Here is a 24,942-nt window from a genome sequence, read left to right on the forward strand (position 1 = left end):
ACCGCTCAGCCCAGCACGTCGTCGGCCAACGCCCGGGCGGCACCGACCGTCGCCGCCAGTTCGGCAGGGGTACGCCCCACCGCGCCCAGCAGCGCGTGCGCCCGGTCGGCGAAGACCGGCGGCGCGTCCGGCAACCGGCCGGCCGAGGTGATCATGCCCTTCTCGTTGACCAGCCACCGCCCCGCCCGGCCGTGCAGCGCGTGCGCCAGCACCCCGACGACGCGGAACAGGCACCCGCCGACGTAGCCGGCATCGCCCCCGGCCGCCCCCTTCGCCGCGCCGTCGAGCAGCAGCCCGGTCTCCCAGCCGCCGGCCACCAGCGCGGCGCCCAGCGCGGGCGGGTAGTCGACGGTCTCGGCGCGCAACGCGGTCAGCTCACCGGTCGGGTCGCCGAGCACCCGCCCGAGCGCCACCTCCCCCGCGTACGCGTGCGAGTAGAAGCCGAGCGGATGACCGGCCTGCACCTGCACCGTGTAGTGGCCGGCCCGGCAGTCCGCCCAGATCCGCCGCACGCGGTCCAGATCCCGGTAGATCCAGTCCACCGCCGCCCCGCCGACGCGCAGCCAGCCGCCGCCGTCGACCCAGGGCCCCCAGTCACCGGGTGCGGTGAGGTCCACCGGGCCGTCGGCGACCGAGGCGGCCACCGCGCGCAGCCCGGCCAGGTCCGGCTCGCCCCGGTAGTAGAGCCCGAGGTCCCAGTCGGAGTCGGGCCGGTGGTCGCCGCGGGCCCGGCTGCCGCCGAGTGCCACCGCGACCACGCCGTCGACCGCGCACAGCCGGTCGACCAGCCCCTGGTCGATCATCCGACGTCCCAGACCGGTTCCGGCGTCTCCACCACGTCGCCGTCGCCGCGGAACAGCACGAACCGGTCGAAGGTACGGGTGAACCAGCGGTCGTGGGTCACCGCGATCACCGTCCCCTCGAACGCGGTCAGCCCGGCCTCCAAGGCCTCGGCGGAGGCGAGGTCGAGGTTGTCGGTGGGCTCGTCGAGCAGCAGCAGCGTGGCCCCGGACAACTCCAGCAGCAGCACCAGGAACCGGGCCTGCTGACCGCCGGAGAGCGTGCCGAACCGCTGGTCGCCCTGACCGGCCAGCTCGTAGCGGGACAGCGCCCCCATGGCGGCGTGCCGGTCCATCCCGGCCCGGTGCTCGTCGCCCCGCCACAGCACCTCGACGAGCGTCTTCTCCATCAGCTCGGGCCGGTCGTGGGTCTGCGAGAAGTGACCCGGCCGGACCCGCCCGCCGAGCCGGACCACGCCGCCGTGCGCGACCGGCGCGAGGGCGGCGGCGCCGTCGACAGGCGTGTTGCCCGGGTCCGGGTCGGTGCCGCCGCGGGCCAGCAGCCGCAGGAAGTGCGACTTGCCGGTGCCGTTCGCGCCGAGCACGGCGACCCGGTCGCCGTACCAGAGTTCCAGGTCGAACGGGTACGTCAGGCCGTCCAGCTCCAGCTGCTCGGCGATCACCGCCCGCTTGCCGGTCCGCCCGCCGGTCAGCCGCATCCGGATGTCCTGGTCCTTCGGGGGTACGGGCGGCGGCCCGGCCTCCTCGAACTTGCGCAACCGGGTCTGCGCGGCCTGGTACCGGGAGGCCATTCCCGAGTTGTACGCGGCCTTCTGCTTGTACATCAGCATCAGCTCGCGCAGCTTCTCGTGCTCCTCGTCCCAGCGTTTGCGCAGCTCGTCGAGGCGGTCGTGGCGGGCCACCCGCGCGGAGTGCCAGCTCGCGAAGCCGCCCGGGTGCACCCAGGCGCTGCCGCCCTCCACCGCGACCACCCGGTCGGCGGTCTGGGCCAGCAGCTCACGGTCGTGCGAGACGTAGAGCACCGACTTGCCGGACTCGCGCAGCCGCGCCTCCAGCCAGCGTTTGCCGGGCACGTCGAGGAAGTTGTCCGGCTCGTCGAGCAGCAGCACCTCGTCCGGGCCGCGCAGCAGCAGCTCCAGCGCGAAGCGCTTCTGCTGGCCGCCGGAGAGCGTCCGCACCGGCCGCTCCCGGGCGCTGTCCCAGGGCAGGTCCAGCACGACGGTGGCGACGGTGTCGAAGAGCACCTCGGCGTCGTACCCGCCGGTCTCGCCCCAGGCGGCGAGCGCGTCGGCGTACGCGAGCTGGGTCTTGGCGGCGGCGGAGCTGTACTTGCCGCGGACCTCGGCCGACCGCATGGCCGCCTCGGTCTCGGCGAGCCGCCGCCCGGCGTCGCGCAGCGCCGGCGGCGCCAGCGACAGGGCCAGGTCGGCGAGCGTCGACTCGTCGCCGATCATGCCGATGAACTGCCGCATCACGCCGAGCCCGCCACTGCGGGCGATCACGCCGGTCGGCACCGGCAGGTCACCGGCGACCATCCGCAGCAGCGTCGTCTTGCCGGCGCCGTTGGGCCCGACGAGCGCCACCTTGGCGCCCTCACCGACCCGGAACGACACGTCGCAGAACAGCTCCCGGCCGTCCGGGAGGATGTGCCCGACCCCTGCCACGTCCACGTATCCCACGCGGGCATCCTGCCCGAGCGGGCCACGCGGGCGACACCCGATTACCGGGTGACCCGGAGCACCCGGTAGCCCTTCTGGCTGGCGTGCCGGTCGACCTGCCATCCCTGTTCGACCAGCCAGCGGTGCAGCGAGTCGCCGCCGAGGTGGCGGGCGACGACCAGCCAGGCCACGCCGTCCGGGGTGAGCCGGGGCAGCCAGCGCAGCAGCAGGTCGTGCAGTTCCGCCTTGCCGATGTGGATCGGCGGGTTGGACCAGATCTGGGTGAAGGTGACGTCCGCCGGCATCTCGTCCGGGGCGACGGCCCGGACCCGGTCGGCGGCGTCGACCCGGGCCGCGTTGGCGGCGGTGAGGGCACGGGCGCGCTCGTTGACGTCCACCGCCCAGACCTCAGCGGAGGGCGAGACGGTGGCCAGGACGCAGGTGATCGGGCCGAACCCGCAGCCGATGTCGAGCAGCGGACCGGTCTCGCCGGTGGCGGGCAGTTCCGCCTTGCGCAGCAGTACCGCGGTGCCCGGGTCGAGCCGGTCGGCGGAGAAGACGCCGCCGGCCGAGGTGAGGGTGAAGTCGCGTCCGGCGACGTTGAACTCGACCTCGCGCGGGCGGGCCGGGGTCGTCGGTTCAGCGGTGAAGTAGTGGTCGCCGGTCACGTCCGGCATTGTCGCACCGGCCGGCAGCGGGCCTGGCGACGGTGCGGCGGGGAGCATCGGACGCCACTCCGCCAGAATTTCCCGATATTACCCCTGAAAGGGATAATCGGCCCTACTCTATCCCACATGGTGTACCGGTACGAGTCCGACGAGGACGCCCTCCTGGAGTACCCGAAGCCCGGGTCGGCCCCCACCGGGCCCGGAGCCGCGACGCCGCCGCCCGCGGGCCCGTCGCCCTCCCGCTTCCCCACCCCGTCGCTGCCACCGGCCCGGCCGGCCGGCGACGCCGCCCGCGCGCCCGCGCCCGCGCCGCCGGCGCCGACGCCGGGCCGCCCCGCGCCGCCCCGGGAGCCGTCCCCGGTGCCACAGCCCGCGCCGCCGGTCCCGCAGCCCGTGCCGGCCGCGACCGCCCGGCCGACCGTGCCGATCCCGGCCAGCCCCGCCGCGCGTACCGGCGACGCGTGGGAACCTTCGCGGACCCGGCACACCGACCGCCGGCGCGGGGGCCGGGTGTGGCAGACGCTGATCGGCGGCGCCGCCGTGCTGCTCCTGCTCTCGCTGACCGGGCTGGCCGTCGCGGCGCTGCTCGACGAGCGGGCCACCACCCCACCGTCCGGCCAGCCGACGCCGCAGCCGACGGTCGAGCAGACCACCGCGCCGGCCGGGTCCGACCTCGACTCGCGGGACACCGACCAGGCGGCGCTGACCGCCAAGGAGGTCTTCCCGACCAAGAGCCTGGTGGTCACGGACGGCAAGCCGGCCTACCGGGTGCTCAAGACCCAGGCGAGCGCCAACTGCGCGTCCGCCGCCACCGGCGAGATCGCCGACCTGCTGGTCCGGCTCGGCTGCAACCAGGTGGTCCGGGGCACGCTCCGCTCCTCCGACGGCGACCACCTGATCACCGCCGGCCTGTTCAACCTTACCGACGTGGCCAGCGCGCAACGGGTACGCGACCGGATCCGGCCGCTGCTGGACGACCGGCAGGGCCGCTTCCGCGGCATGAAGGCGGGCGACGACACCGAGGCGGTGGAGAAGGCCGCCGCGCGGGTCGGCTGGCAGGTACGCGGCCACTACGTCGCCTACTGCCTCGTCACCCGCGCCGACGGGGAGCGCATCCCGACCGACGACGCCACCGCCCGCGAGATCATGTACGACCTGATCGAGCTGCACCTGAACCGGAGCGTGCTGGACCGCCGGGCCGCCGGCGGGACGGCCGGCCAGCCCACCGACGGTCCGACCGAGGACAGCGCCGGACAACGCGGCTCGGACGACTGAACGCGGCCCGCCGACGGCCCGTCACCCCGCGCAGGGTGGCGGGCCGTTCCCGGTCCGCTCAGCCCTCGGCGACCGGCACGCGCAGCCGGCGGGTGAGGTCGGCGCGGCGGGCGTACTCGGCGGGGTCGGTCGGGTAGCCGACCTCGACCAGGGCCAGGCCGTGCGCCGGCGCCACGGTCACCTCGCTGGACCGCTCCCGGCGACTCAGCAGGCCGGCCGGCCACTCGACCGGCCGTCGCCCGTCCCCGGCGACCAGCATGGCGCCGACCAGGCTGCGCACCATGTTCTGGCAGAACGCGTCGGCCTGCACGGTGGCGACCAGGATCCCGTCCGGGTCGCGCCGCCAGTCCAGCCGGGTCACCTCGCGCAGCGTGGTGGCGTTCTCCTTGCGCCGGCAGTACGCGGCGAAGTCGTGCTCGCCGACCAGCCCGGTCGCGGCGGCGTTGAGCGCGGTCAGGTCCAGCGGCTTCGGCCAGGCCAGGGTGTCCCGGCGGCGCAGCGGCTCGGCACCCCAGGGCGCGTCGGTGACCCGGTACTCGTAGCGCCGGTAGGTGGCCGAGAACCGGGCGTCGAAGTCGGCCGGGACCTCGGTCATCGCGCGGACCCGGGCGTCCGGCGGCAGGAGGCGGGCCAACCGGCGCAGCAGCCGCCCGTCGTGCTCGCGCCACACCTCGGTGGGCAGGTCCAGGTGGCAGACCTGACCGGTGGCGTGCACCCCGGCGTCGGTGCGCCCGGCCACGGTCAGGCCGGTCGCGGTGCCCGGGCCGAGCACCAGGTCCAGGGCCTCCATGAGCACCCCGGCCACCGTGCGCCGGGTGGGCTGGGGCGCCCAGCCGGAGAAGTCCGTGCCGTCGTACGAGACGTCCAGCCGCAGCCGGGTCCGCTCGCTCACCTCGTACCTCCGTTGACGGCGTCGGGCCCGGCACCCCGCGAGGGGGTGCCGGGCCCGACGATGCTGCCTGCGATCAGGCCTTGTCGTTCTCGGTGGCCTCGTCGCTGTCCTCACGGGCGGCGGCGGTGTCGCCCGACGCGGAGACCGGCGCCTCGGCGTCCTGGTCACCAGCGGTGGAGCGCGGGGCCTCCTCGGCCGGGGCCAGGGCCTCGACCTTGTCCTGCTGGGCGGCCTTGCGGGCGGCGGTCTTCTTGTTCGCCTTCGGCTCGGCGACCTGAAGCTCCTCCACCAGCTCGATGATCGCCATCGGAGCGGCGTCACCCTTGCGCGGGCCGGTCTTCACGATCCGGGTGTAGCCACCGTTGCGGTTGGCGTACCGGGGCGCGATCTGGTCGAACAGGGAGTAGACCACGTCCTTGTCCTTGACGACGCCCAGCACCCGCCGACGCGAGGCGAGGTCGCCGCGCTTGGCCTTGGTGATGAGCTGCTCGGCCAGCGGACGCAGCCGCCGGGCCTTCGTCTCGGTGGTCTGGATCTTGCCGTGCTGGAACAGCGCGGTGGCCAGGTTGGCCAGCATCAGCCGCTCGTGCGCGGGGCTGCCGCCGAGGCGGGGGCCCTTGGTGGGCGTGGGCATGCTTGGTGCTCCTCAGGTGTGGCGGCAGCGCGGACTAGAGCTGCTCGGTCTCGCGGTAGTCGTCGGTGTCGTAGTCGGCCTCGCCGAAGGCGTCCACGACGTGCGCCGGGTCGAAGTTCGGAGCCGAGTCCTTCAGCCCCAGGCCCATCCCGGCGAGCTTCATCTTGACCTCGTCGATCGACTTCTGACCGAAGTTGCGGATGTCGAGAAGGTCGGCCTCGGTACGCCCGATCAGCTCACCAACGGAGTTGATGCCCTCGCGCTTGAGGCAGTTGTAGGAGCGGACGGTGAGGTCCAGCTCCTCGATCGGCAGAGCCAGGTCCGCCGCCAGCTGGGCGTCCTGCGGGGACGGCCCGATGTCGATGCCCTCGGCGGTCTCGTCCAGCTCGCGGGCGAGCCCGAACAGCTCCACCAGCGTCGAGCCGGCCGAGGCCAGCGCGGTGCGCGGGCCCATCGACGGCTTGGTCTCGACGTCGATGATCAGCCGGTCGAAGTCGGTCCGCTGCTCGACCCGGGTCGCCTCGACGCGGTACGTCACCTTGAGCACCGGCGAGTAGATCGAGTCGACCGGGATCCGGCCGATCTCGGCGCCCGCCTGCTTGTTCTGCGCCGCGGTGACGTAGCCCCGACCCCGCTCGACGGTCAGCTCCATGTCGAGCCGGCCCTTGCCGTTGAGGGTGGCGAGCTTCAGGTCCGGGTTGTGCACCGAGACACCGGCCGGGGGCTGGATGTCACCGGCGGTCACGTCGCCCGGGCCCTGCTTGCGCAGGTACATGCTGACCGGCTCGTCGTGCTCGGAGCTGACGCACAGCTCCTTGATGTTCATGACGAGCTCGACCACGTCCTCCTTGACCCCGGGGATCGTGGTGAACTCGTGCAGCACACCGTCGATCTTGATCGAGGTGACCGCCGCGCCCGGGATGGACGACAGCAGCGTGCGCCGCAGCGAGTTGCCCAGCGTGTAGCCGAAGCCGGGCTCCAGCGGCTCGATGGTGAACCGGGAGCGGGTCTCGTTGATCGACTCTTCGGAGAGAGACGGTCGCTGGCTGATGAGCATCTTTTCTCTTCTCTTCCGGGGCGCCCGCTATTTGACGCCCACGACACAACTGTTCCGGTGGCCCGCCCCGGAGGGCGGGCCACCGCAACGAGCCCTTACTTGGAGTAGAGCTCGACGATCAGCTGCTCCTGGACCTGGGTGTCGATCACCTGACGGGCCGGGAGCGAGTGCACGAGGACCTTCATCTGGCTGGGGATGGCCTCGAGCCACGCCGGAACGGTCTTGGAGCCGGCCTCGGCCTGCGCGACGATGAACGGGGTGAGCTCCTTGCTCTTGCCCCGGACCTCGATGATGTCGTGCTCCTTGACGCGGTACGACGGGATGTCGACCTTCTTGCCGTTCACCATGAAGTGACCGTGCTTGACCAGCTGACGGGCCATGTCCCGGGACTTGGCGTAGCCGGCCCGGTAGACCACGTTGTCGAGCCGCGACTCGAGGATCTGAAGGAGGACCTCACCGGTCTTCGCCTTCTTGCCCACGGCCTCTTCGTAGTAGCCGCGGAACTGCTTCTCGAGCACGCCGTAGACCCGACGGGCCTTCTGCTTCTCACGGAGCTGGAGCAGGTACTCCGTCTCCTTGGTCCGACCGCGGCCGTGCTGCCCGGGCGGGAACGGCCGGGACTCGAACGGGCACTTCGGACCATCGCACTTGCTGCCCTTGAGGAACAGCTTCATCTTCTCCCGCCGGCAACGGCGGCAGTCAGCACCGGTGTAACGAGCCATCTCTCTCTAACCTCTCAGACCCGGCGACGCTTCGGCGGACGGCACCCGTTGTGCGGCTGCGGGGTGACGTCGGAGATCTGCCCGACCTCCAGCCCAGCGGCCTGCAGCGAACGGATGGCGGTCTCCCGGCCGGAGCCGGGGCCCTTGACGAACACGTCGACCTTGCGCATGCCGTGCTCCATGGCCCGACGCGCGGCGGCCTCGGCGGCCAGCTGCGCGGCGAACGGGGTCGACTTGCGGGAGCCCTTGAAGCCCACCTGGCCGGACGAGGCCCAGGAGATGACCGCACCGGTCGGGTCCGTGATGGACACGATGGTGTTGTTGAAGGTGCTCTTGATGTGCGCCTGCCCGTGGGCGACGTTCTTGCGTTCCTTGCGCCGGACCTTCTTGACGGCGGCTCCGGCACGAGCCTTCGGTGGCATAAGTCTGTGCGCTCCTAGTTACTTCTTGCCGGGCTTCTTCTTGCCGGCCACGGTCCGCTTCGGGCCCTTCCGGGTCCGCGCGTTGGTCTTGGTGCGCTGACCACGCACGGGCAGACCGCGGCGGTGCCGGATACCGGCGTAGCAGCCGATCTCGACCTTGCGGCGGATGTCAGCGGCGACCTCGCGGCGCAGGTCGCCTTCAACCTTGTAGTTGCCCTCGATGTGGTTCCGGAGCTCGACGAGCTCCTCGTCCGTGAGGTCGCGAACGCGCTTGTCCGGCGAGATGCCGGTAGCGGCGAGCGTCTCCAGGGCGCGGGTGCGACCGACCCCGAAGATGTAGGTGAGCGCGATCTCCATCCGCTTCTCGCGGGGGAGATCCACGCCGACTAGACGTGCCATGTGCGGGCGTACTCCTCGTGATTGTGGCGGAGGTGTGGACCCGTCCCACCCCGCTGCCCGAGCGGGCCCCGGCCTCCGACCGGGGGTCAACCACGGGAGGTACGCGCTGCGCACCGTCCGCGGCTGGGACGAGCTGGTGATGTGTGGGGCGTCAGCCCTGGCGCTGCTTGTGGCGCGGGTCGGTGCAGATGACCATGACCCGGCCGTGCCGGCGGATCACCCGGCACTTGTTGCAGATCCTCTTGACGCTCGGCTTGACCTTCACGGTTGCCTTACTTCCCATCTGGCCCGGAGACGCGACGGAGCGCGACCCGGACGTCGAAGACGGACACGGGGACGTCCCGGCCGTCGTCAGGCTTACTTGTAGCGGTAGACGATGCGCCCGCGGGTCAGGTCGTACGGCGACAGTTCGACGACGACCCGGTCCTCCGGCAGGATGCGGATGTAGTGCTGCCGCATCTTGCCGCTGATGTGAGCCAGCACCTTGTGGCCGTTCGCGAGCTCCACCCGGAACATGGCGTTCGGCAGGGGCTCGATGACCCGACCCTCGATCTCGATGGCTCCGTCTTTTTTCGGCATGTACTCCGCTGTCCTGACGTCGGTTACTCCGGACGGCCCACAACGTCTTACACGGGTGAACTGACCAAGATCAGGTAACCCGCGCCAGCCGCGGCTCCGACTCCCACCGAAGCGCAGGGTGGGCATGGCGGAGTGGACGCTGTGCGCCGATCTGAAAGTGTACGCCCGCACGAGCATCGTCGCCAAACCGGCCGGCCTGCCGGTCCCCCCGACGGGGGATTTCCGGCGCGGCTGTGACCAGCGGCACAGCTCGGGCTGCCTCAGCGACGGCGGTCGTGTCGCTTCCGACCGTGGTCGACGCCGATCAGCCCGACCGACTGCATCAGCACCAGGCCGCCCCACGGCCCCAGCACCCAGAGCGGCCAGACACCGGCGGTGTGGCCGGTGGCGATCACGCTGATCAGCCAGATCGGCAGCAGCAGCGCGGCCACCCGCAGCCAGGGCATCCAGAGGCCGAGCAGCCGCGAGCGGGTGTCCGGCGCGACCGGCGCCCCGGCCCCGGCGGCCGGCTCGCCGCTCGGGACGGCCGATGCGGGCGCGGGTGGCGCCGGCGCGGCTGGTGACGTCGCGGGCGGTGGCGTCGCGGGCGGTGGCGTCGGGGGGGCGGGCACCACGGCGGACCGCTCGGCCGGCGCCGGGCCCGGCAGGTCGGCCACCACCTCGTCCAGGTCGGCGTAGGTGCGGGCGCCGTACGCGCGGGCCAGCCGCTCGTCGTACTCGTGCAGGCCGAGCCGACCCTCCTCCAGCGCCACCCGGAGCCGCTCCGCCGTCGCCTCCCGGTCCCGGTCGGCCGCCCTCATCTGTCGCTGCCCGTCCATGACGGCAAGGATGCCACCGGCCCGCCACCGGACGGAAACCCGCCACCCGGCCCGCGCCCCAACCGCGCCCGCCGGCCTCCTCGACGCCCGCCACGTAGCGTGACCCGGCTGGCAGGGACGCAACGCCGCGCCGATATACCGCCTGGTCATAATTATGACCAGGCGGTATATCGGTTGAAGTAACGAACCGCTAGTCGGGACCGCGGTGGCCCCCGCCGTCCCTGCCGAATGCCGGACGGACGCCGGTACGCCGCGACGCCCGGCGCCGGGAGGCCGGTATCGCCAGGCCCGGCCGAGCACCGCACCCGCCGAGTGGTCGAGCCTCGCCGAACACCGCACCCGCCGAGTGGTCGAGCCTGACAGAACACCGCGCCGTCCGGCCGTCGAGCCGTAGCCCGACAGCACACCGCGACCGTCCCGGCCGCCAAGCCCGGCGGAACACCGGGGTCGGCTGACGCCGCGAGGGTGAGCGGCGGGCCGGCCGGACGGGTCAGCGGGCCGGGGAGTCCGCGGGCTGGCGGGCGGAGACCAGGTCACCGAGGCGGGCCCGGCCGCCGTCCTCGGCGGTCAGCACCCAGACGCCGTCGTTCAGCAGCGCCATCGAGTGCTCGACGTGCACCGCCATCGAGCGGTCGCGCGTCACCACGGTCCAGCCGTCGGCCAGCTCGACCGTGCGCGGGGAGCCCATCGTGATCATCGGCTCGATGGCGAGCGCCAGGCCGGGAACGAGGCGCGGGCCCTTGCCGGGGCGGCCGTGGTTGAGCACGTGCGGGTCCTGGTGCATCTCGGTGCCGATGCCGTGGCCGCCGTAGCCGTCGACGATCCCGTACCGGCCGCCCTTGCGGACCGCGCTCTCCACCGCGTGGGAGATGTCGGTGAGGCGGCCCTTGCCGGAGGCCGCCCCGCGGGCGGCGGTGGCGATGCCGGCCCACATCGCGTCCTCGGCCACCTCGGCCATCCGCAGCAGCGCCGGGTCGACCTCCCCCACCGCCACCGTGACGGCCGCGTCGCCGTGCCAGCCGTCGAGCACCGCGCCGCAGTCGATCGAGATCAGGTCGCCCTCGCGCAGCACCTGTTGGGCCGACGGGATGGCGTGCACCACCTGCTCGTTGACCGAGGAGCAGATCGACGCCGGGAACCCGTGGTAGCCCTTGAACGACGGGACCGCGCCCGCCTCCCGGATGGTGGCCTCGGCGATCGCGTCGAGGTCGGCCGTCGTCACGCCGGGGGCGACCGCCTCACGCATCCGGCGCAGGGCACGGGCGACCACCAGACCGGCGGCCCGCATCAGCTCGATCTGCTCGGGGGTCTTCAGCTGGATGTCCAGCTGGGGACGGCGCATGGCGGTCTAACCTTTCGTCGCGCGTACGCGGAACAGCGGGGCACGTCGCGCGTACCCCGCCGTTCGCACTCTATCCGCCGGACGGCGGTGGGTCGTCAGCCGCCGTAGGAGCGCAGCGCGTCGATGGCCCGGACGGTGACGTCCTCCACCGGCCCGGTCGCGTCGATGCCGACCAGCTTGCCCTGGGCGCCGTAGTAGTCCACCAGCGGCGCGGTCTTCTCGGCGTACTCCCGCAGCCGCGCCGCGATGGTCTCCGGCTTGTCGTCGTCCCGCTGGAACAGCTCCGCGCCGCAGCGGTCGCAGATGCCCTCGCGGGTGGTCGCGTCGAACTCGACGTGCCAGATCTTGCCGCAGCCCCGGCAGGTGCGCCGGCCGGACAGCCGCCGGATCACCTCGTCGTCGTCGACGACCAGCTCCAGCACCAGGTCCAGCGCGGAGCCCAGGTCGGCGAGGAGCTTGTCCAGCTCGGCGGCCTGCGGCGTGGTGCGCGGGAAGCCGTCGAGCAGGAAGCCCTCGCCGGCGTCCGGCTCGGCGAGCCGGTCGCGCACCATATTGATGGTGACGTCGTCCGGGACCAGCTTGCCGGCGTCCATGTACCGCTTGGCCTCGACGCCCAGGGGCGTGCCCTGGGTGACGTTGGCCCGGAAGATGTCACCGGTCGAGATCTTCGGCACCGAGAGGTGGGCGGCGATGAACTCCGCCTGTGTGCCCTTGCCCGCGCCCGGCGGGCCAACCAGAACGAGTCGCATCTACCGCAGGAACCCTTCGTAGTTCCGCTGCATGAGTTGGCTCTCGATCTGCTTCACGGTCTCCAGACCGACGCCGACCATGATGAGCACAGCGGTGCCGCCGAACGGGAAGTTCTGGAACTGCTGGTTGTCCAGCCAGATGAAGAAGAAGTTCGGCAGGATCGCGATGATGCCCAGGTAGAGCGCACCCGGCAGGGTGATCCGGCTGAGGATGAAGTCGAGGTACTCGGCGGTCGGCTTGCCGGGGCGGATGCCCGGCACGAAGCCGCCGTACTTCTTCATGTTGTCCGCGACCTCGGTCGGGTTGAACGTGATGGACACGTAGAAGTAGGTGAAGAAGATGATCAGCAGGAAGTAGATCGCGATGTGCTCCGGCGCGCTCGCCTTCACGATGTGGTTCTGGATCCACGCCTGGACCTTGCCCGGGTCGTTCGGATCGAAGAACTGGAGCGCGAGCTGCGGCAGGTAGAGCAGCGACGAGGCGAAGATGACCGGGATGACGCCGGCCTGGTTCACCTTGAGCGGGATGTAGGTCGAGGTGCCGCCGTACATCCGCCGGCCGATCATGCGCTTGGCGTACTGCACCGGGATCCGGCGCTGCGCCTGCTCGATGAAGGTCACCGCGGTGATGACCAGGAGCACCAGGGCGATGACGAGGAGGAACATCCCCCAGCCCTTGGTGGTCTTGATCTTCCAGCCCTCGCTGGGGAGGCGGGCCGCGATCGAGGTGAAGATCAGCACGGACATGCCGTTGCCGACGCCCCGGTCGGTGATCAGCTCACCGAGCCACATCACCACGCCGGTGCCGGCGGTCATCGTCATGACCAGGATGGTCAGCGTCAGCCAGTCCGGGATGCCGGTGCCCTTGGGCACGATCGGGAACTGGTCGCACTGGTTGTTGAACAGCTGCCCGGAGCGGGCCAGCGCCACGAACGCCGAGGACTGGAGGATGCCCAGGCCCAGCGTCAGGTAGCGGGTGTACTGGGTGATCTTCGCCTGACCGGCCTGGCCCTCCTTGCGGAGCTGCTCCAGCCGCGGGATCACCACCGTCAGCAGCTGCAGGATGATCGACGCGGTGATGTAGGGCATGATGCCCAGCGCGAAGACCGAGAGCTGGAGCAGCGCGCCGCCGGAGAAGAGATCCAGCAGGTTGAGCACGCCGGTGCTGCCCTGGATGGTGTCGAGGCACTTCTGCACGTTGCCGTACGAGACGCCCGGGCTGGGCAGCGTGGCGCCCAGCCGGTAGACCGCGATGATGCCTACTGTGAACAGCAGCTTCTTGCGCAGGTCAGGCGTACGGAACGCACTGAGAAAGGCGGACAGCAACTTCTTCCTCCTGCGCGACGCGGGCCGCCGGTGACGATCCCTGGCGGGGCGGGGTTGGTGCCGGGCGAGCGCCCGGTATCCATGGCTGGGAACGGACTCTAACAGCCCGATCCCGGTCCGGGCAGATGTGCCCGGCTACATAAAACGAATCCGATGTTACCCGGCGCACACGTCGCCGGTAGACCATGGCGCCCGCCCAGTTGCGAACAACTGAGCGGGCGCCACGAACATGCCTTACAGCTCGTTGACCGAGCCACCGGCCGCGGTGATCTTCTCCTTGGCCGACGCGCTGAACGCGTGCGCCGTCACCTGGAGGGAGACACCGCCGAGGTCGCCGGTGCCGAGCACCTTGACCGGGTGGCCCTTGCGGACCGCACCGGCCTCGGCCAGCTCGACGGGGCCGACCTGGCCGCCGTTCGGGAAGAGCTCGGCGAGCCGGTCCAGGTTGACCACCTGGAACACGACCTTGAACTTGTTCTTGAAGCCCTTCATCTTCGGCAGGCGCATGTGGATGGGCATCTGCCCACCCTCGAACGCCGCCGAGATGTTCTTGCGGGCCTTCGAACCCTTGGTACCGCGGCCGGCGGTCTTGCCCTTCGAGCCCTCACCGCGACCCACACGGGTCTTGTCGGTCTTGGCACCCGGAGCCGGACGCAGGTGGTGCACCTTGATCGTCATTACTCGACCTCCTCGACCTTCACGAGGTGGTTGACCGTGAAGATCATGCCGCGGATCTCCGGCCGGTCCTCCTTGACCACCACGTCGTTGATCCGCTTGAGACCGAGGGAACGCAGCGAGTCACGCTGGTTCTTCTTGGTCCCGATCTCGGACCGGACCTGGGTGACCTTCAGGCGTGCCATCAGGACGCCACCCCCGCCCGCGACGCCAGCATGGCGGCCGGCGCGACGTCCTCGACCGGCAGACCACGACGCGCCGCGACCTGCTCGGGGGACTCGAGCCCCTTCAGGGCCGCCACGGTGGCGTGCACGATGTTGATCGGGTTGGACGAGCCGAGGCTCTTGGAGAGCACGTCGTGGATGCCCGCGCACTCCAGCACGGCGCGCACCGGACCGCCGGCGATGACACCCGTACCGGCCGAGGCCGGCTTGAGCAGCACCACACCGGCCGCGTCCTCACCCGTCACCGGGTGCGGGATCGACTGACCGATCCGCGGCACCTTGAAGAAGTGCTTCTTGGCCTCCTCGACACCCTTGGCGATCGCCGCGGGCACCTCCTTGGCCTTTCCGTAGCCCACACCGACGGTGCCGTCGCCGTCGCCCACGATCACCAGGGCGGTGAAGCTGAAGCGACGACCACCCTTCACGACCTTGGCGACGCGGTTGATCGCGACGACCCGCTCGAGGTGCGGGGTCTTCTCGACGGGCGCGTTTCCGCGGCCGCCCTCACGGCGGTTGTCGCGGCGACCACCCTCGTTGCCACCGGACCCGCCGCCACGGCGCTGTTGACCTGGCATCAGCAGCCTTCCTTCTCTCTCGTGACGGGGTTTCTAGAACTCGAGCCCGGCTTCGCGGGCGGCGTCGGCAAGCGCGGCGACCCGCCCCGCGTACCGGTTGCCACCGCGGTCGAAGACGACCTTCGAGACGCCGGCGGCCTTGGCACGCTCGGCGAGCAGGGCGCCGACCTTGCCGGCCAGGGCGCTCTTGTCGCCCTCGGCGCCGCGCAGCGAGGCGTCCATGGTCGAGGCCGACGCCAGGGTGTGACCCTTGGTGTCGTCGACGACCTGGGCGACCATGTGCCGCAGGGAGCGGGTGACGACCAGGCGGGGACGCTCGGCCGTGCCGTTGACGTTCTTGCGGACCCGGAAGTGCCGACGCGCACGCCCGACGGCACGCTTGGCGGCGACGCCGCGGCGGCGCTTGAGCAGCGTGGCGCTCACTTCTTACCTGCCTTTCCAGCCTTGCGGCGGATGACCTCGCCCTGGTACTTCACGCCCTTGCCCTTGTAGGGCTCCGGCGGGCGGATCTTCCGGATGTTGGCGGCGACCTCGCCGACCTGCTGCTTGTCGATGCCGGCCACGTGGAACAGCGTCGGCCGCTCCACCGTGAACGTGATGCCGTCCGGCGCCGGCACGAGCACCGGGTGCGAGAACCCGAGCGCGAACTCCAGGTCCTTGCCCTTGGCGGTCACGCGGTAACCGGTGCCGGCGATCTCCAGGCTCTTGCGGTAGCCCTCGGTCACACCGACGATCATGTTGGCCACCAGCGTACGGCTCAGGCCGTGCAGCTCCTTGGCCCGGCGCTCGTCGTTGGGCCGGTTGACGTGCAGCGCGCCGTCCTCGCCCCGCTCCGCCGTGATCGGCTCGGCCAGCACGTGGCTCAGCTCGCCCTTGGGGCCCTTGACCTTGACGGTCTGGCCGTCGATCGTGATGTCGACGCCGGATGGCACCGGGATCGACTTACGTCCAATACGCGACATTTCTACCTGTCTCCCGTTACCAGACGAAGGCGAGGACTTCCCCGCCAACGCTCCGCTTGCGGGCCTGCCGGTCGGTGAGCAGCCCCTGGGACGTCGAAATGATCGCCACGCCCAGCCCGCCGAGCACCCGCGGGAGCCCGTCCGACTTGGCGTACACCCGGAGACCGGGCTTGGACACGCGCTTGATGCCGGCCAGGCTCCGCTCGCGGTTCTGGCCGTACTTCAGCTCGACGACCAGTCGCTTGCCGACGGCACCCTCCTCGGGCTCCTCGACCGACCAGGTGGCGATGTAACCCTCGGCCTTGAGGACCTCGGCGATGTTCGCCTTGATCTTCGAGTAGGGCATCGTCACCCGGTCGTGGTACGCCTGGTTGGCGTTACGCAGACGCGTGAGCATGTCTGCGATCGGGTCGGTCATCGTCATGAAAACTCGTCAACCTTTCTCGCCGGGGTTCCCCGGGCCAGGCCCGGGGCCTACGGCGAAGAGACAGTTCAGCTGACGCGCCGGAGCGCGCCGGGCTATTACCAGGAAGCCTTGGACACGCCGGGCAGCTCACCGCGGTGGGCCATCTCCCGGATGCACACCCGGCAGAGACCGAACTTGCGGTAGACCGCCTTCGGACGCCCGCACCGCTGGCAGCGGGTGTACGCGCGAACCGAGAACTTCGGCTTCGCGGCCGCCTTGAGGATCAGCGCCTTCTTGGCCATCTCAGTTCTCCTTGAACGGGAAGCCCAGGAGCTTGAGCAGCGCCCGGCCCTCGTCGTCGGTCGTGGCGGTCGTGACCACCGTGATGTCCATGCCCCGCTGGCGATCGATCTTGTCCTGGTCGATCTCGTGGAACACCGACTGCTCGGTCAGACCGAACGTGTAGTTGCCGTGCCCGTCGAGCTTGCGCCCGTCCAGGCCGCGGAAGTCACGGATACGCGGCAGCGCGATCGACAGCAGCCGGTCCAGGAACTCCCACATCCGGTCGCCGCGGAGGGTGACCTTCGCGCCGATCGGCATGCCCTCGCGGAGCTTGAACTGCGCGATGGACTTGGTCGCCCGCCGGACCAGCGGCTTCTGACCGGTGATCGTGGCGAGGTCGCGGACCGCGCCGTCGATCAGCTTGGCGTCCCGAGCGGCCTCGCCGACACCCATGTTGACGACGATCTTGACCAGGCCGGGCACCTGCATGGGGTTGCCGTAGGCGTACTGCTCCTGCAGCTTCGCCACGACCTCGTTGCGGTACCGCTCCTTGAGGCGCGGCAGGGTCTTGGTTTCGGTAGCCGTGGTCATCACAGGTCCTTACCGGTGCTACGCGCGATGCGGACCTTCTGGCCGTTGTCGTCGATCCGGTAGCCGATGCGGGTCGGCTTGCCGTCGGAGTCCAGGACCATCACGTTCGAGACGTGGATCGGGGCCTCCTGGGTGACGATGCCACCGGTCTTGGCGCCACGCTGGGTGGTGCTGATGCGGGTGTGCTTCTTGACCCGGTTCACGCCCTCGACCAGGACCTTGTCCTGCCGCGGGTAGGCCGCGATGACCTTGCCCTTGGCACCCTTGTCCTTGCCGGCGATGACGACGACCGTGTCGCCCTTCTTGACCTTCACGGTCACAACACCTCCGGCGCGAGAGAGATGATCTTCATGAACCGCTTGTCCCGCAGCTCCCGGCCCACCGGGCCGAAGATGCGGGTACCGCGCGGGTCCCCACCGTCCTTGATGATGACGGCGGCGTTCTCGTCGAAGCGGATGTACGACCCGTCCGGCCGCCGCTTCTCCTTGGCGGTCCGAACGACGACGGCCTTGACGACGTCGCCCTTCTTCACACCGGCACCGGGGATCGCGTCCTTGACCGTGGCCACGATGACGTCGCCGATGCTCGCGTAGCGCCGACCGGAGCCACCGAGAACCCGGATGCACAGGATCTCCCGGGCACCCGTGTTGTCGGCGACGCGCAGTCGCGACTCCTGCTGAATCACGTCTATCTCCTATGTCTGCCGGTTCTCCGGCCGCCGGGGGCGGCCGGAGCCTGGCGGAACCTGCGCCCGACCGATACCGGCCGAGCTCGAGCCTTCGCTACTTGGCCTTCTCGAGGATCTCCACGAGCCGCCACCGCTTGGTGGCGGAGAGCGGCCGGGTCTCCATGATCAGGACCCGGTCGCCGATGCCGGCCGAGTTCTGCTCGTCGTGCACCTTCAGCTTGCTCGTACGGCGCATGATCTTGCCGTACAGGGCGTGCTTGACCCGGTCCTCGACCTCGACCACGACGGTCTTGTCCATCTTGTCGCTGACCACGAGGCCCTCGCGCACCTTGCGGCGGGACCGCGCGGCGGCGGTGGTGGTGTTCTCACTCATGATGCAGTCACCTCAGTCGGCGCGGCCGAGAGACCCAGCTCACGCTCACGCATGATCGTGTAGATCCGGGCGATCTCCCGACGGATGACCTGCAGCCGCCGGTTGTTGTCCAGCTGCCCGGTTGCGGCCTGCACGCGGAGGTTGAACAGCTCCGCCTTGGCCTCGCGCAGCTTCGTGACCAGCTCCTCTTCGGAGAGCTCACGCAGCTCGGAAGGCTTGACGCCCGCTGCCATCAGGATTCACCCACTTCGCGCGTAACAATGCGGCACTTCATCGGGAGCTTGTGGATCGCGCGACGCATCGCCTCTCGCGCGATCTGCTCGTTGGGGAAGGACATCTCGAAGAGGACCCGCCCCGGCTTGACGTTGGCGACCCACCACTCGGGCGAACCCTTACCGGAGCCCATCCGGGTCTCGGCCGGCTTCTTGGTGAGGGCCTGGTCCGGGAAGATCGTGATCCAGACCTTGCCGCCACGCTTGATGTGGCGGGTCATCGCGATACGCGCCGACTCGATCTGGCGGTTCGTCACGTACGCCGGCTCGAGAGCCTGGATCCCGAACTCGCCGAACACCACCCGGTTACCACCCTTGGACGCGCCGTGGCGGTCCGGGTGGTGCGGCTTGCGGAAGCCCTTCGGGGGCTTGCGCGGCATCAGCATCTGTCAGCCCTCCTGCTGCTGTTCTGCCGGCTGGGTCGGAGCCGAGGCGGCCGCGGCGACAGCGCTGCTGTCGACCGGCTCACCGGCCGGCGTCTCCGCCTGCTGCGCGATGGTGGTCGCGGCAGCGCGGCCGGCCTCGGTGCCACCGGCGGTCGTACCCGACGAGCCCGACCGGCCACGGCGCGGCCGGTCCGGCCGGTCGCCACGGTCACGGCGCGGGCCGCGCGACGGGGCGGCCTCGGCCGGGACCTCACGGCCCGGAACGGCGTCGCCCTTGTAGATCCAGACCTTCACGCCGATGCGGCCGAAGGTGGTACGGGCCTCGAAGAAGCCGTACTCGATGTTGGCCCGCAGCGTGTGCAGCGGGACCCGGCCCTCGCGGTAGAACTCGGTCCGGCTCATCTCGGCGCCGCCGAGACGGCCCGAGACCTGAACCCGGATGCCCTTGCAGACCGGGTTCTTCATCGCGGACTGCATCGCCTTGCGCATGGCCCGACGGAAGCTGACCCGGCTGGACAGCTGCTCGGCGACGCCCTGGGCGACCAGCTGCGCGTCCGACTCGGGGCTCTTCACCTCGATGATGTTCAGCTGGACCTGCTTGCCGGTGAGCTTCTCCAGCTCGCCGCGGATCCGGTCGGCCTCCGCACCCTTACGGCCGATGACGATGCCCGGCCGGGCGGTGTGGATGTCGACGCGGACCCGGTCGCGGGTGCGCTCGATGTCGACCTTGGAGATGCCGGCACGCTCGAGGCCCTTGGACATCATCCGGCGGATCTTGACGTCCTCGCCGATGTAGTCCTTGTAGAGCTTGTCCGCGAACCAGCGGGACTTCCAGTCGGTCGAGATGCCGAGCCGGAACCCGGTGGGGTGAACCTTCTGACCCATTACTCGGCACCCTCCGTCGTGCTCTGCTGCGCCGGCTCGGCCTGCTTGGCCGGAGCGGCCTTCTTGGCCGACTTCTTCGGCGCGGCCGCAGCCACGGCCTCGACCGCCACGGTGATGTGGCAGGTCCGCTTGCGGATCCGGTAGGCCCGGCCCTGCGCCCGCGGCCGGAACCGCTTCATCGTCGGGCCCTCGTCGACGAACGCCTCGCTGACGAGCAGCGCATCGGGGTCCAGCCGCTCGTTGTTCTCCGCGTTGGCGATCGCGCTAGCGAGCACCTTGTACACCTGCTCGCTCGCCGCCTGCGGCGCGAACTGCAGCACCGTGAGCGCCTCCTTCGCGGGCAGGCCGCGGACGAGGTTGACCACCCGGCGCGCCTTCATCGGCGAGATGCGCACGTGCCGCGCAACCGCCCGCGCGCCCGGAAGCACCGGAGCGTCGCCCTTTCCTGGCATCGCTGTAACCCCTTGTTCCTCTATCCGTATGCCCGCGGCGTCAGCGCCGGCGGCTCTTCCGGTCGTCCTTCTCGTGACCCTTGAACGTGCGGGTCAGCGCGAACTCGCCGAGCTTGTGCCCGACCATGGCCTCGGTCACGAAGACCGGGACGTGCTTGCGTCCGTCGTGCACGGCGATCGTGTGACCCAGCATGTCCGGGATGATCGTCGAGCGCCGCGACCAGGTCTTGATGACGTTCTTCGAACCCTTGTCGTTCTGCGTCTCCACCTTCTTGAGCAGGTGGTCGTCGACGAACGGGCCCTTCTTCAGGCTGCGAGGCATGTCTTATCTCCCTCAGCCGCGCTTACGCGTGGCGTAGCGGCGGCGGACGATCAGCCGGTCGCTCGGCTGGCCCTTACGACGGGTGCGGCCCTCGGGCTTACCCTGCGGGTTGACCGGGTGGCGACCACCGGAGGTCTTACCCTCACCACCACCGTGCGGGTGGTCGACGGGGTTCATCGCGACACCGCGGACGGTCGGGCGCTTGCCCTTCCACCGCATGCGGCCGGCCTTGCCCCAGTTGATGTTCGACTGGTCGGCGTTGCCGATCTCGCCGATGCTGGCGCGGCAGCGCACGTCCACCCGCCGGATCTCGCCGGACGGCATACGCAGGGTCGCGTACGCGCCCTCACGGCCGAGCAGCTGGATGCCGACGCCGGCCGAGCGGGCCAGCTTGGCGCCGCCACCCGGACGCAGCTCCACGTTGTGGATGGTGGTACCGACCGGGATGTTGCGCAGCGGCAGGTTGTTGCCCGGCTTGATGTCGGCGCCCGGGCCGGACTCGACGCGGTCGCCCTGCTTCAGGTCCTTCGGCGCGAGGATGTAGCGCTTCTCGCCGTCGGCGTAGTGCAGCAGCGCGATGCGCGCGGTGCGGTTCGGGTCGTACTCGATGTGCGCGACCTTCGCCGGCACGCCGTCCTTGTCGACCCGCTTGAAGTCGATCAGGCGGTACTGGCGCTTGTGGCCGCCACCGTGGTGCCGCGTGGTGATCCGGCCGTGGGCGTTGCGTCCGCCCTTCTTCGGCAGCGGAGCCAGCAGCGACTTCTCGGGCGTCGACCGGGTGATCTCGGCGAAGTCGGCAACGCTCGAGCCACGCCGGCCCGGCGTCGTCGGCTTGTACTTACGGATAGCCATTGTCTACACCCCTCAGCTGACCGGGCCGCCGAAGGCCTCGATACGGTCTCCGTCAGCCAGCTTCACGATCGCCCGCTTGGTGGACTTGCGCTGACCGAAGCCGGTCTTGGTGCGCTTGCGCTTGCCCTCACGGTTGAGCGTGTTGACCGTCAGGACGCGGACGTTGAAGATCTGCTGGATAGCGATCTTGATCTCGGTCTTGTTGGCGTCCGGGTGCACCAGGAAGGTGTACCAGTTGCGGTTCAGCTCGCTGTAGCTCTTCTCCGAGACGACCGGAGCGACGATGATGTCGCGCGGATCGGCGATCGTGCTCACTTGCCACCCTCCTCGGTGGTCTCGGCGGACTCGGCCGCGGGGCCGACCTCCGTCGGCAGACCCAGGAACTCGTCCAGGGCCTCCTTGGTGAAGACCACGTCGTCGGCCACCAGCACGTCGTACGTGTTGAGCTGGCCGGCCTCGATCAGGTGCACCCGGCTGTCCCGCGCGTTGCGCAGGTTCCGCAGCGACACCCAGTTCAGCTCGTCGGTGCTGCTCAGCACGACCAGGACCCGACGGGCCGTGGTCAGCTTCGCCAGCGTGGTCAGAGCCGCCTTGGTCGACGGCTTCTCGCCCGAGACGAACGCCTCGACGACGTGCACCTGGCCGGCGCGGGCCCGGTCCGAGAGGGCGCCACGCAGGGCGGCGGCCTTCATCTTCTTCGGGGTGCGCTGGCTGTAGTCGCGCGGCACCGGGCCGTGGACCACGCCACCGCCGGCGAACTGCGGCGCGCGGGTCGAACCCTGGCGGGCACGACCGGTGCCCTTCTGCTTGTACGGCTTCTTGCCTCCACCGGAGACCTCGCCGCGGGTCTTGGTCTTGTGCGTGCCCTGCCGGGCCGCCGCGAGCTGAGCCACCACGACCTGGTGCATCAGCGCGATGTTCGCCTGCGCGTCGAAGATGTCGGCCGGCAGCTCGACGGAGCCGCTCTTGCCGCCTTCGACGTTGAGGACGTCAACGGTGGTCACTTGGCCGCACCGCCCTTCTTCACCTTCGCCTTGGCCGCGGTACGGACCAGGACGAGCGCGCCCTTGGGGCCGGGAATGGCGCCACGGACGAGCAGGAGGTTGTTCTCGGTGTCGACCGCCTGGACGGTCAGGTTCTGGACGGTGTAGCGCACGCCACCCATCCGGCCCGCCATCCGGGTGCCCTTGAAGACGCGACCCGGGGTGGCGCAGGCGCCGATCGAGCCGGGCGAGCGGTGCTTGCGCTCGACACCGTGGCTCGCGCGCAGGCCGTGGAAGCCGTGCCGCTTCATCGGGCCGGCGTAGCCCTTGCCCTTGGTCTTGCCGGTCACGTCGATCACGACGCCGGCCGGGAACTCCTCGACCGTGACCTCCTGGCCGGCGGAGTAGTCCGCGGCGTCCGAGGTGCGCAGCTCGACGATGTGCCGGCGCGGCGCGACGTCCGCCTTGGCGTAGTGCCCGGCGATCGGCTTCTTGACCTTGCGCGGGTCGATGGCCCCGTACGCCAGCTGGACCGCGGAGTAACCGTCCTTGTCGGCGCTACGAACCTGGCTCACGACGCACGGGCCGGCCTGCACCACGGTCACGGGGACAACCTTGTTGTTGTCCCAGACCTGGGTCATGCCGAGCTTGGCGCCCAGGATCCCCTTGACTTGCCTGTCCATTTGTCCGGTCCCTACAGCTTGATCTCGATGTCGACGCCAGCCGGCAGGTCGAGGCGCATGAGCGAGTCGACCGTCTTCGGGGTCGGGTCGATGATGTCGATCAGACGCTTGTGCGTGCGCATCTCGAAGTGCTCGCGCGAGTCCTTGTACTTGTGCGGCGAGCGGATGACGCAGAAACGGTTGATCTCCGTGGGCAGCGGCACCGGGCCAGCGACCTGCGCCCCGGTACGCGTCACCGTCTCGACGATCTTCCGAGCCGAGGAGTCGACGACCTCGTGGTCATAGGCCTTGAGCCGGATGCGGATCTTCTGTCCCGCCATGGTGGCTTCTGTTCCTTCTCTCGATGCCGCTGTGTTGCGGGCGCCTGTACCGGCTGGCACAGGCCCACTTCCGCCGACCCCCGCGGTCGGGCGTGTCGCGCCCGTGGGCCAGGCTCCGCCCCGGGACTCCGGAGCGATTCTCTGACCACGCGGTGGGTCATGGCGCCGATCGCGGGGACCGCGACCTGAACGCCGCGCGAGGGTGGTTGACCGCCGATGGCGGTCAACCACCCAACGCGAGACAGTCTGACTCCCGGAGGTCCAGCCTCAACCGGACGCGGGCGACCGACCGTCGTTACGCAACCTGACTAGTATGCCGCACGACCGGCGGCGACGCTAATCGGGGTTACCCAGCTCACTTGACGATCTTGGTGACGCGACCCGCGCCGACCGTACGACCACCCTCGCGAATCGCGAACTTCAGGTTCTCCTCCATGGCGATGGGCTGGATCAGCTTCACCGACATCGAGGTGTTGTCGCCCGGCATGACCATCTCGGTGCCCTCGGGCAGCGTGACGACGCCGGTGACGTCCGTGGTCCGGAAGTAGAACTGCGGACGGTAGTTCTGGAAGAACGGGGTGTGGCGGCCACCCTCCTCCTTGGAGAGGATGTAGACCGTCGCCTCGAACTCCGTGTGCGGGGTCGTGGTGCCCGGCTTGATGACGACCATGCCGCGCTCGACGTCCTCGCGCTTGATGCCGCGCAGCAGCAGACCGACGTTCTCACCCGCGCGGGCCTCGTCGAGCAGCTTGCGGAACATCTCGATGCCGGTGCAGGTGGTCTTCATCGACTTCTCGCGGATGCCGACGATCTCCACCTCCTCGTTCGGCTTGAGGATGCCGCGCTCGGCGCGACCGGTCACCACGGTGCCACGGCCGGTGATCGTGAAGACGTCCTCGATGGGCATGAGGAACGGCTTCTCGGTCTCGCGCTCCGGCTGCGGGATCGCGGTGTCCACGGCGTTCATCAGGTCCATGAGCTTCCCGGTCCACTCCGGGTCGCCCTCGAGGGCCTTCAGCGCCGAGACCCGGACGACCGGCAGGTCGTCACCCGGGTACTCCTGCGAGGAGAGCAGCTCGCGGACCTCGAGCTCGACGAGCTCCAGGAGCTCCTCGTCGTCGACCATGTCGCTCTTGTTGAGCGCCACGACGATGTACGGCACGCCGACCTGACGGGCCAGCAGCACGTGCTCGCGGGTCTGCGGCATCGGGCCGTCGGTCGCCGCCACCACCAGGATCGCGCCGTCCATCTGGGCGGCACCGGTGATCATGTTCTTGATGTAGTCGGCGTGACCGGGGCAGTCGACGTGCGCGTAGTGACGCGCCTCGGTCTGGTACTCGACGTGCGCGATGGAGATCGTGATGCCGCGGGCCTTCTCCTCCGGCGCCTTGTCGATCTCGTCGAACGGCGTGTACGGGTTCAGGTCCGGGAACTGGTCGTGCAGGACCTTGGTGATGGCCGCCGTCAGCGTCGTCTTACCGTGGTCGATGTGACCAATGGTGCCGATGTTGACGTGCGGCTTAGTCCGCTCGAACTTCGCCTTCGCCACTGGTGTCCTCCTGTGGACTTTCTTGGTTCGTTCGCCCCGGTGCGCCGGTCGGCGCTTAGGACTCTGTCGACAGCCTTTCCGGCCTGACGGCCGGAGAGCCTTGGTGGGTTCTGCGGCGATG

At 70.2% G+C, this 24,942-nt stretch carries 38 protein-coding genes; 1 reads left to right on the forward strand and 37 read right to left on the reverse strand.

All coding sequences use genetic code 11. The annotated features are described in order from the left end of the window. Positions 1-5 precede the first annotated feature (5 nt). From O7600_RS14900 to O7600_RS14910, 3 genes are read right to left on the reverse strand one after another with little or no spacing between them, the layout of a single operon-like run. Complete coding sequence (locus O7600_RS14900) at positions 6-803, reverse strand: nucleotidyltransferase domain-containing protein (RefSeq protein WP_281587827.1); 798 nt, start codon at positions 801-803, stop codon at positions 6-8. Continuing rightward, the gene (locus tag O7600_RS14905) at positions 800-2,479 is read right to left on the reverse strand and encodes an ATP-binding cassette domain-containing protein (protein WP_281587829.1); all 1,680 of its coding nucleotides are present in this window, start codon (positions 2,477-2,479) and stop codon (positions 800-802) included. The genes O7600_RS14900 and O7600_RS14905 overlap by 4 nt, the downstream gene beginning before the upstream one ends. Positions 2,480-2,520: 41 nt before the next feature. Further along, positions 2,521-3,126 (reverse strand): methyltransferase, encoded by a 606-nt coding sequence (locus O7600_RS14910; RefSeq protein WP_281587831.1) that lies wholly within the window; start codon positions 3,124-3,126, stop codon positions 2,521-2,523. Between the two features lie 126 nt (positions 3,127-3,252). On the opposite strand from O7600_RS14910, the gene O7600_RS14915 reads away from it, so the two are divergent. Beyond that, positions 3,253-4,401: a hypothetical protein gene (locus O7600_RS14915; protein WP_281587833.1), complete on the forward strand. Its 1,149-nt coding sequence runs from the start codon at positions 3,253-3,255 to the stop codon at positions 4,399-4,401. 58 nt (positions 4,402-4,459) lie between these two features. Here the strand turns inward: O7600_RS14915 and truA are convergent, their stop codons facing one another. The 34 genes from truA to tuf all read right to left on the reverse strand — a co-directional run bounded on the left by truA (position 4,460) and on the right by tuf (position 24,821). Next, positions 4,460-5,293: a tRNA pseudouridine(38-40) synthase TruA gene (truA, locus tag O7600_RS14920; RefSeq protein WP_281587835.1), complete on the reverse strand. Its 834-nt coding sequence runs from the start codon at positions 5,291-5,293 to the stop codon at positions 4,460-4,462. A 73-nt stretch (positions 5,294-5,366) separates the two neighbouring features. Continuing rightward, positions 5,367-5,927: a 50S ribosomal protein L17 gene (rplQ, locus tag O7600_RS14925; protein ID WP_281587837.1), complete on the reverse strand. Its 561-nt coding sequence runs from the start codon at positions 5,925-5,927 to the stop codon at positions 5,367-5,369. Positions 5,928-5,961: 34 nt separating this feature from the next. Next, entirely contained in the window at positions 5,962-6,984 is a 1,023-nt protein-coding gene (locus O7600_RS14930; protein ID WP_007073009.1) for a DNA-directed RNA polymerase subunit alpha, read from the reverse strand. A gap of 95 nt (positions 6,985-7,079) precedes the next feature. After that, positions 7,080-7,706, reverse strand: a complete 627-nt coding sequence (rpsD, locus tag O7600_RS14935) for a 30S ribosomal protein S4 (protein WP_091570104.1) — start codon at positions 7,704-7,706, stop codon at positions 7,080-7,082. A gap of 14 nt (positions 7,707-7,720) precedes the next feature. Then, positions 7,721-8,128, reverse strand: coding sequence for a 30S ribosomal protein S11 (gene rpsK / locus O7600_RS14940; RefSeq protein WP_014440747.1), 408 nt, complete (start codon positions 8,126-8,128; stop codon positions 7,721-7,723). A gap of 18 nt (positions 8,129-8,146) precedes the next feature. After that, positions 8,147-8,527: a 30S ribosomal protein S13 gene (gene rpsM / locus O7600_RS14945; protein WP_013288614.1), complete on the reverse strand. Its 381-nt coding sequence runs from the start codon at positions 8,525-8,527 to the stop codon at positions 8,147-8,149. A 151-nt stretch (positions 8,528-8,678) separates the two neighbouring features. Then, the gene (gene rpmJ, locus O7600_RS14950; protein WP_012184307.1) at positions 8,679-8,792 is read right to left on the reverse strand and encodes a 50S ribosomal protein L36; all 114 of its coding nucleotides are present in this window, start codon (positions 8,790-8,792) and stop codon (positions 8,679-8,681) included. Positions 8,793-8,884: 92 nt separating this feature from the next. After that, positions 8,885-9,106, reverse strand: coding sequence for a translation initiation factor IF-1 (infA, locus tag O7600_RS14955; RefSeq protein WP_007073013.1), 222 nt, complete (start codon positions 9,104-9,106; stop codon positions 8,885-8,887). A gap of 260 nt (positions 9,107-9,366) precedes the next feature. Next, positions 9,367-9,924 (reverse strand): DUF1707 domain-containing protein, encoded by a 558-nt coding sequence (locus tag O7600_RS14960; RefSeq protein WP_281587842.1) that lies wholly within the window; start codon positions 9,922-9,924, stop codon positions 9,367-9,369. Between the two features lie 490 nt (positions 9,925-10,414). Beyond that, on the reverse strand, positions 10,415-11,266 hold the full coding sequence (map, locus tag O7600_RS14965) for a type I methionyl aminopeptidase (RefSeq protein ID WP_281587844.1): 852 nt from the start codon (positions 11,264-11,266) through the stop codon (positions 10,415-10,417). Between the two features lie 95 nt (positions 11,267-11,361). Beyond that, positions 11,362-12,015 carry an adenylate kinase gene (locus O7600_RS14970; RefSeq protein ID WP_091570097.1) on the reverse strand — a complete coding sequence of 218 codons (654 nt, stop codon included), beginning with the start codon at positions 12,013-12,015 and terminating at the stop codon, positions 11,362-11,364. Beyond that, positions 12,016-13,341, reverse strand: coding sequence for a preprotein translocase subunit SecY (gene secY, locus O7600_RS14975; RefSeq protein ID WP_091570092.1), 1,326 nt, complete (start codon positions 13,339-13,341; stop codon positions 12,016-12,018). 234 nt (positions 13,342-13,575) lie between these two features. Further along, on the reverse strand, positions 13,576-14,019 hold the full coding sequence (gene rplO / locus O7600_RS14980; protein ID WP_281587848.1) for a 50S ribosomal protein L15: 444 nt from the start codon (positions 14,017-14,019) through the stop codon (positions 13,576-13,578). Beyond that, on the reverse strand, positions 14,019-14,201 hold the full coding sequence (gene rpmD, locus O7600_RS14985) for a 50S ribosomal protein L30 (RefSeq protein ID WP_013473693.1): 183 nt from the start codon (positions 14,199-14,201) through the stop codon (positions 14,019-14,021). Before rpmD ends, rplO begins: the two co-directional genes overlap by 1 nt. After that, the gene (gene rpsE, locus O7600_RS14990) at positions 14,201-14,815 is read right to left on the reverse strand and encodes a 30S ribosomal protein S5 (protein ID WP_013288621.1); all 615 of its coding nucleotides are present in this window, start codon (positions 14,813-14,815) and stop codon (positions 14,201-14,203) included. Before rpsE ends, rpmD begins: the two co-directional genes overlap by 1 nt. Before the next feature lie 33 nt (positions 14,816-14,848). Continuing rightward, positions 14,849-15,238: a 50S ribosomal protein L18 gene (rplR, locus tag O7600_RS14995; protein WP_091570085.1), complete on the reverse strand. Its 390-nt coding sequence runs from the start codon at positions 15,236-15,238 to the stop codon at positions 14,849-14,851. Next, a complete protein-coding gene (rplF, locus tag O7600_RS15000) occupies positions 15,235-15,777 on the reverse strand; it encodes a 50S ribosomal protein L6 (protein WP_091570082.1) in 543 nt (180 codons plus the stop codon). Before rplF ends, rplR begins: the two co-directional genes overlap by 4 nt. A gap of 16 nt (positions 15,778-15,793) precedes the next feature. Beyond that, a complete protein-coding gene (gene rpsH / locus O7600_RS15005) occupies positions 15,794-16,201 on the reverse strand; it encodes a 30S ribosomal protein S8 (protein ID WP_013288624.1) in 408 nt (135 codons plus the stop codon). 98 nt (positions 16,202-16,299) lie between these two features. Beyond that, positions 16,300-16,485 carry a type Z 30S ribosomal protein S14 gene (locus O7600_RS15010; protein ID WP_007073023.1) on the reverse strand — a complete coding sequence of 62 codons (186 nt, stop codon included), beginning with the start codon at positions 16,483-16,485 and terminating at the stop codon, positions 16,300-16,302. Between the two features lies 1 nt (position 16,486). Then, complete coding sequence (gene rplE / locus O7600_RS15015) at positions 16,487-17,056, reverse strand: 50S ribosomal protein L5 (protein WP_091065804.1); 570 nt, start codon at positions 17,054-17,056, stop codon at positions 16,487-16,489. Continuing rightward, on the reverse strand, positions 17,056-17,376 hold the full coding sequence (gene rplX, locus O7600_RS15020; protein WP_172836497.1) for a 50S ribosomal protein L24: 321 nt from the start codon (positions 17,374-17,376) through the stop codon (positions 17,056-17,058). Before rplX ends, rplE begins: the two co-directional genes overlap by 1 nt. After that, positions 17,373-17,741, reverse strand: coding sequence for a 50S ribosomal protein L14 (gene rplN / locus O7600_RS15025; protein ID WP_007073026.1), 369 nt, complete (start codon positions 17,739-17,741; stop codon positions 17,373-17,375). Before rplN ends, rplX begins: the two co-directional genes overlap by 4 nt. Before the next feature lie 97 nt (positions 17,742-17,838). Further along, positions 17,839-18,117 carry a 30S ribosomal protein S17 gene (rpsQ, locus tag O7600_RS15030; protein WP_098747837.1) on the reverse strand — a complete coding sequence of 93 codons (279 nt, stop codon included), beginning with the start codon at positions 18,115-18,117 and terminating at the stop codon, positions 17,839-17,841. Continuing rightward, positions 18,114-18,350 (reverse strand): 50S ribosomal protein L29, encoded by a 237-nt coding sequence (gene rpmC / locus O7600_RS15035; protein WP_013288628.1) that lies wholly within the window; start codon positions 18,348-18,350, stop codon positions 18,114-18,116. Before rpmC ends, rpsQ begins: the two co-directional genes overlap by 4 nt. Beyond that, a complete protein-coding gene (gene rplP, locus O7600_RS15040) occupies positions 18,350-18,775 on the reverse strand; it encodes a 50S ribosomal protein L16 (RefSeq protein ID WP_073834927.1) in 426 nt (141 codons plus the stop codon). The genes rpmC and rplP overlap by 1 nt, the downstream gene beginning before the upstream one ends. 3 nt (positions 18,776-18,778) lie before the next feature. Further along, positions 18,779-19,660 (reverse strand): 30S ribosomal protein S3, encoded by an 882-nt coding sequence (gene rpsC, locus O7600_RS15045; RefSeq protein WP_281587856.1) that lies wholly within the window; start codon positions 19,658-19,660, stop codon positions 18,779-18,781. Next, positions 19,660-20,112, reverse strand: a complete 453-nt coding sequence (rplV, locus tag O7600_RS15050; RefSeq protein ID WP_091570068.1) for a 50S ribosomal protein L22 — start codon at positions 20,110-20,112, stop codon at positions 19,660-19,662. The genes rpsC and rplV overlap by 1 nt, the downstream gene beginning before the upstream one ends. A 40-nt stretch (positions 20,113-20,152) precedes the next feature. Then, complete coding sequence (gene rpsS, locus O7600_RS15055) at positions 20,153-20,434, reverse strand: 30S ribosomal protein S19 (RefSeq protein ID WP_091627706.1); 282 nt, start codon at positions 20,432-20,434, stop codon at positions 20,153-20,155. A 12-nt stretch (positions 20,435-20,446) separates the two neighbouring features. After that, the gene (gene rplB, locus O7600_RS15060) at positions 20,447-21,286 is read right to left on the reverse strand and encodes a 50S ribosomal protein L2 (RefSeq protein WP_091426400.1); all 840 of its coding nucleotides are present in this window, start codon (positions 21,284-21,286) and stop codon (positions 20,447-20,449) included. Positions 21,287-21,298: 12 nt separating this feature from the next. Next, entirely contained in the window at positions 21,299-21,601 is a 303-nt protein-coding gene (rplW, locus tag O7600_RS15065) for a 50S ribosomal protein L23 (protein WP_091317975.1), read from the reverse strand. Then, a complete protein-coding gene (gene rplD / locus O7600_RS15070) occupies positions 21,598-22,290 on the reverse strand; it encodes a 50S ribosomal protein L4 (RefSeq protein WP_099163633.1) in 693 nt (230 codons plus the stop codon). The genes rplW and rplD overlap by 4 nt, the downstream gene beginning before the upstream one ends. Further along, a complete protein-coding gene (gene rplC, locus O7600_RS15075) occupies positions 22,287-22,952 on the reverse strand; it encodes a 50S ribosomal protein L3 (RefSeq protein ID WP_281587877.1) in 666 nt (221 codons plus the stop codon). The genes rplD and rplC overlap by 4 nt, the downstream gene beginning before the upstream one ends. Positions 22,953-22,963: 11 nt before the next feature. Further along, on the reverse strand, positions 22,964-23,272 hold the full coding sequence (gene rpsJ, locus O7600_RS15080; protein WP_007073037.1) for a 30S ribosomal protein S10: 309 nt from the start codon (positions 23,270-23,272) through the stop codon (positions 22,964-22,966). 355 nt (positions 23,273-23,627) lie between these two features. Next, entirely contained in the window at positions 23,628-24,821 is a 1,194-nt protein-coding gene (gene tuf / locus O7600_RS15085) for an elongation factor Tu (RefSeq protein WP_091570050.1), read from the reverse strand. Between the last annotated feature and the right edge of the window lie 121 nt (positions 24,822-24,942).

The organism is Micromonospora sp. WMMA1998 (assembly GCF_027497375.1).
GTDB classification, from domain to species: Bacteria; Actinomycetota; Actinomycetes; order Mycobacteriales; family Micromonosporaceae; genus Micromonospora; species Micromonospora sediminicola.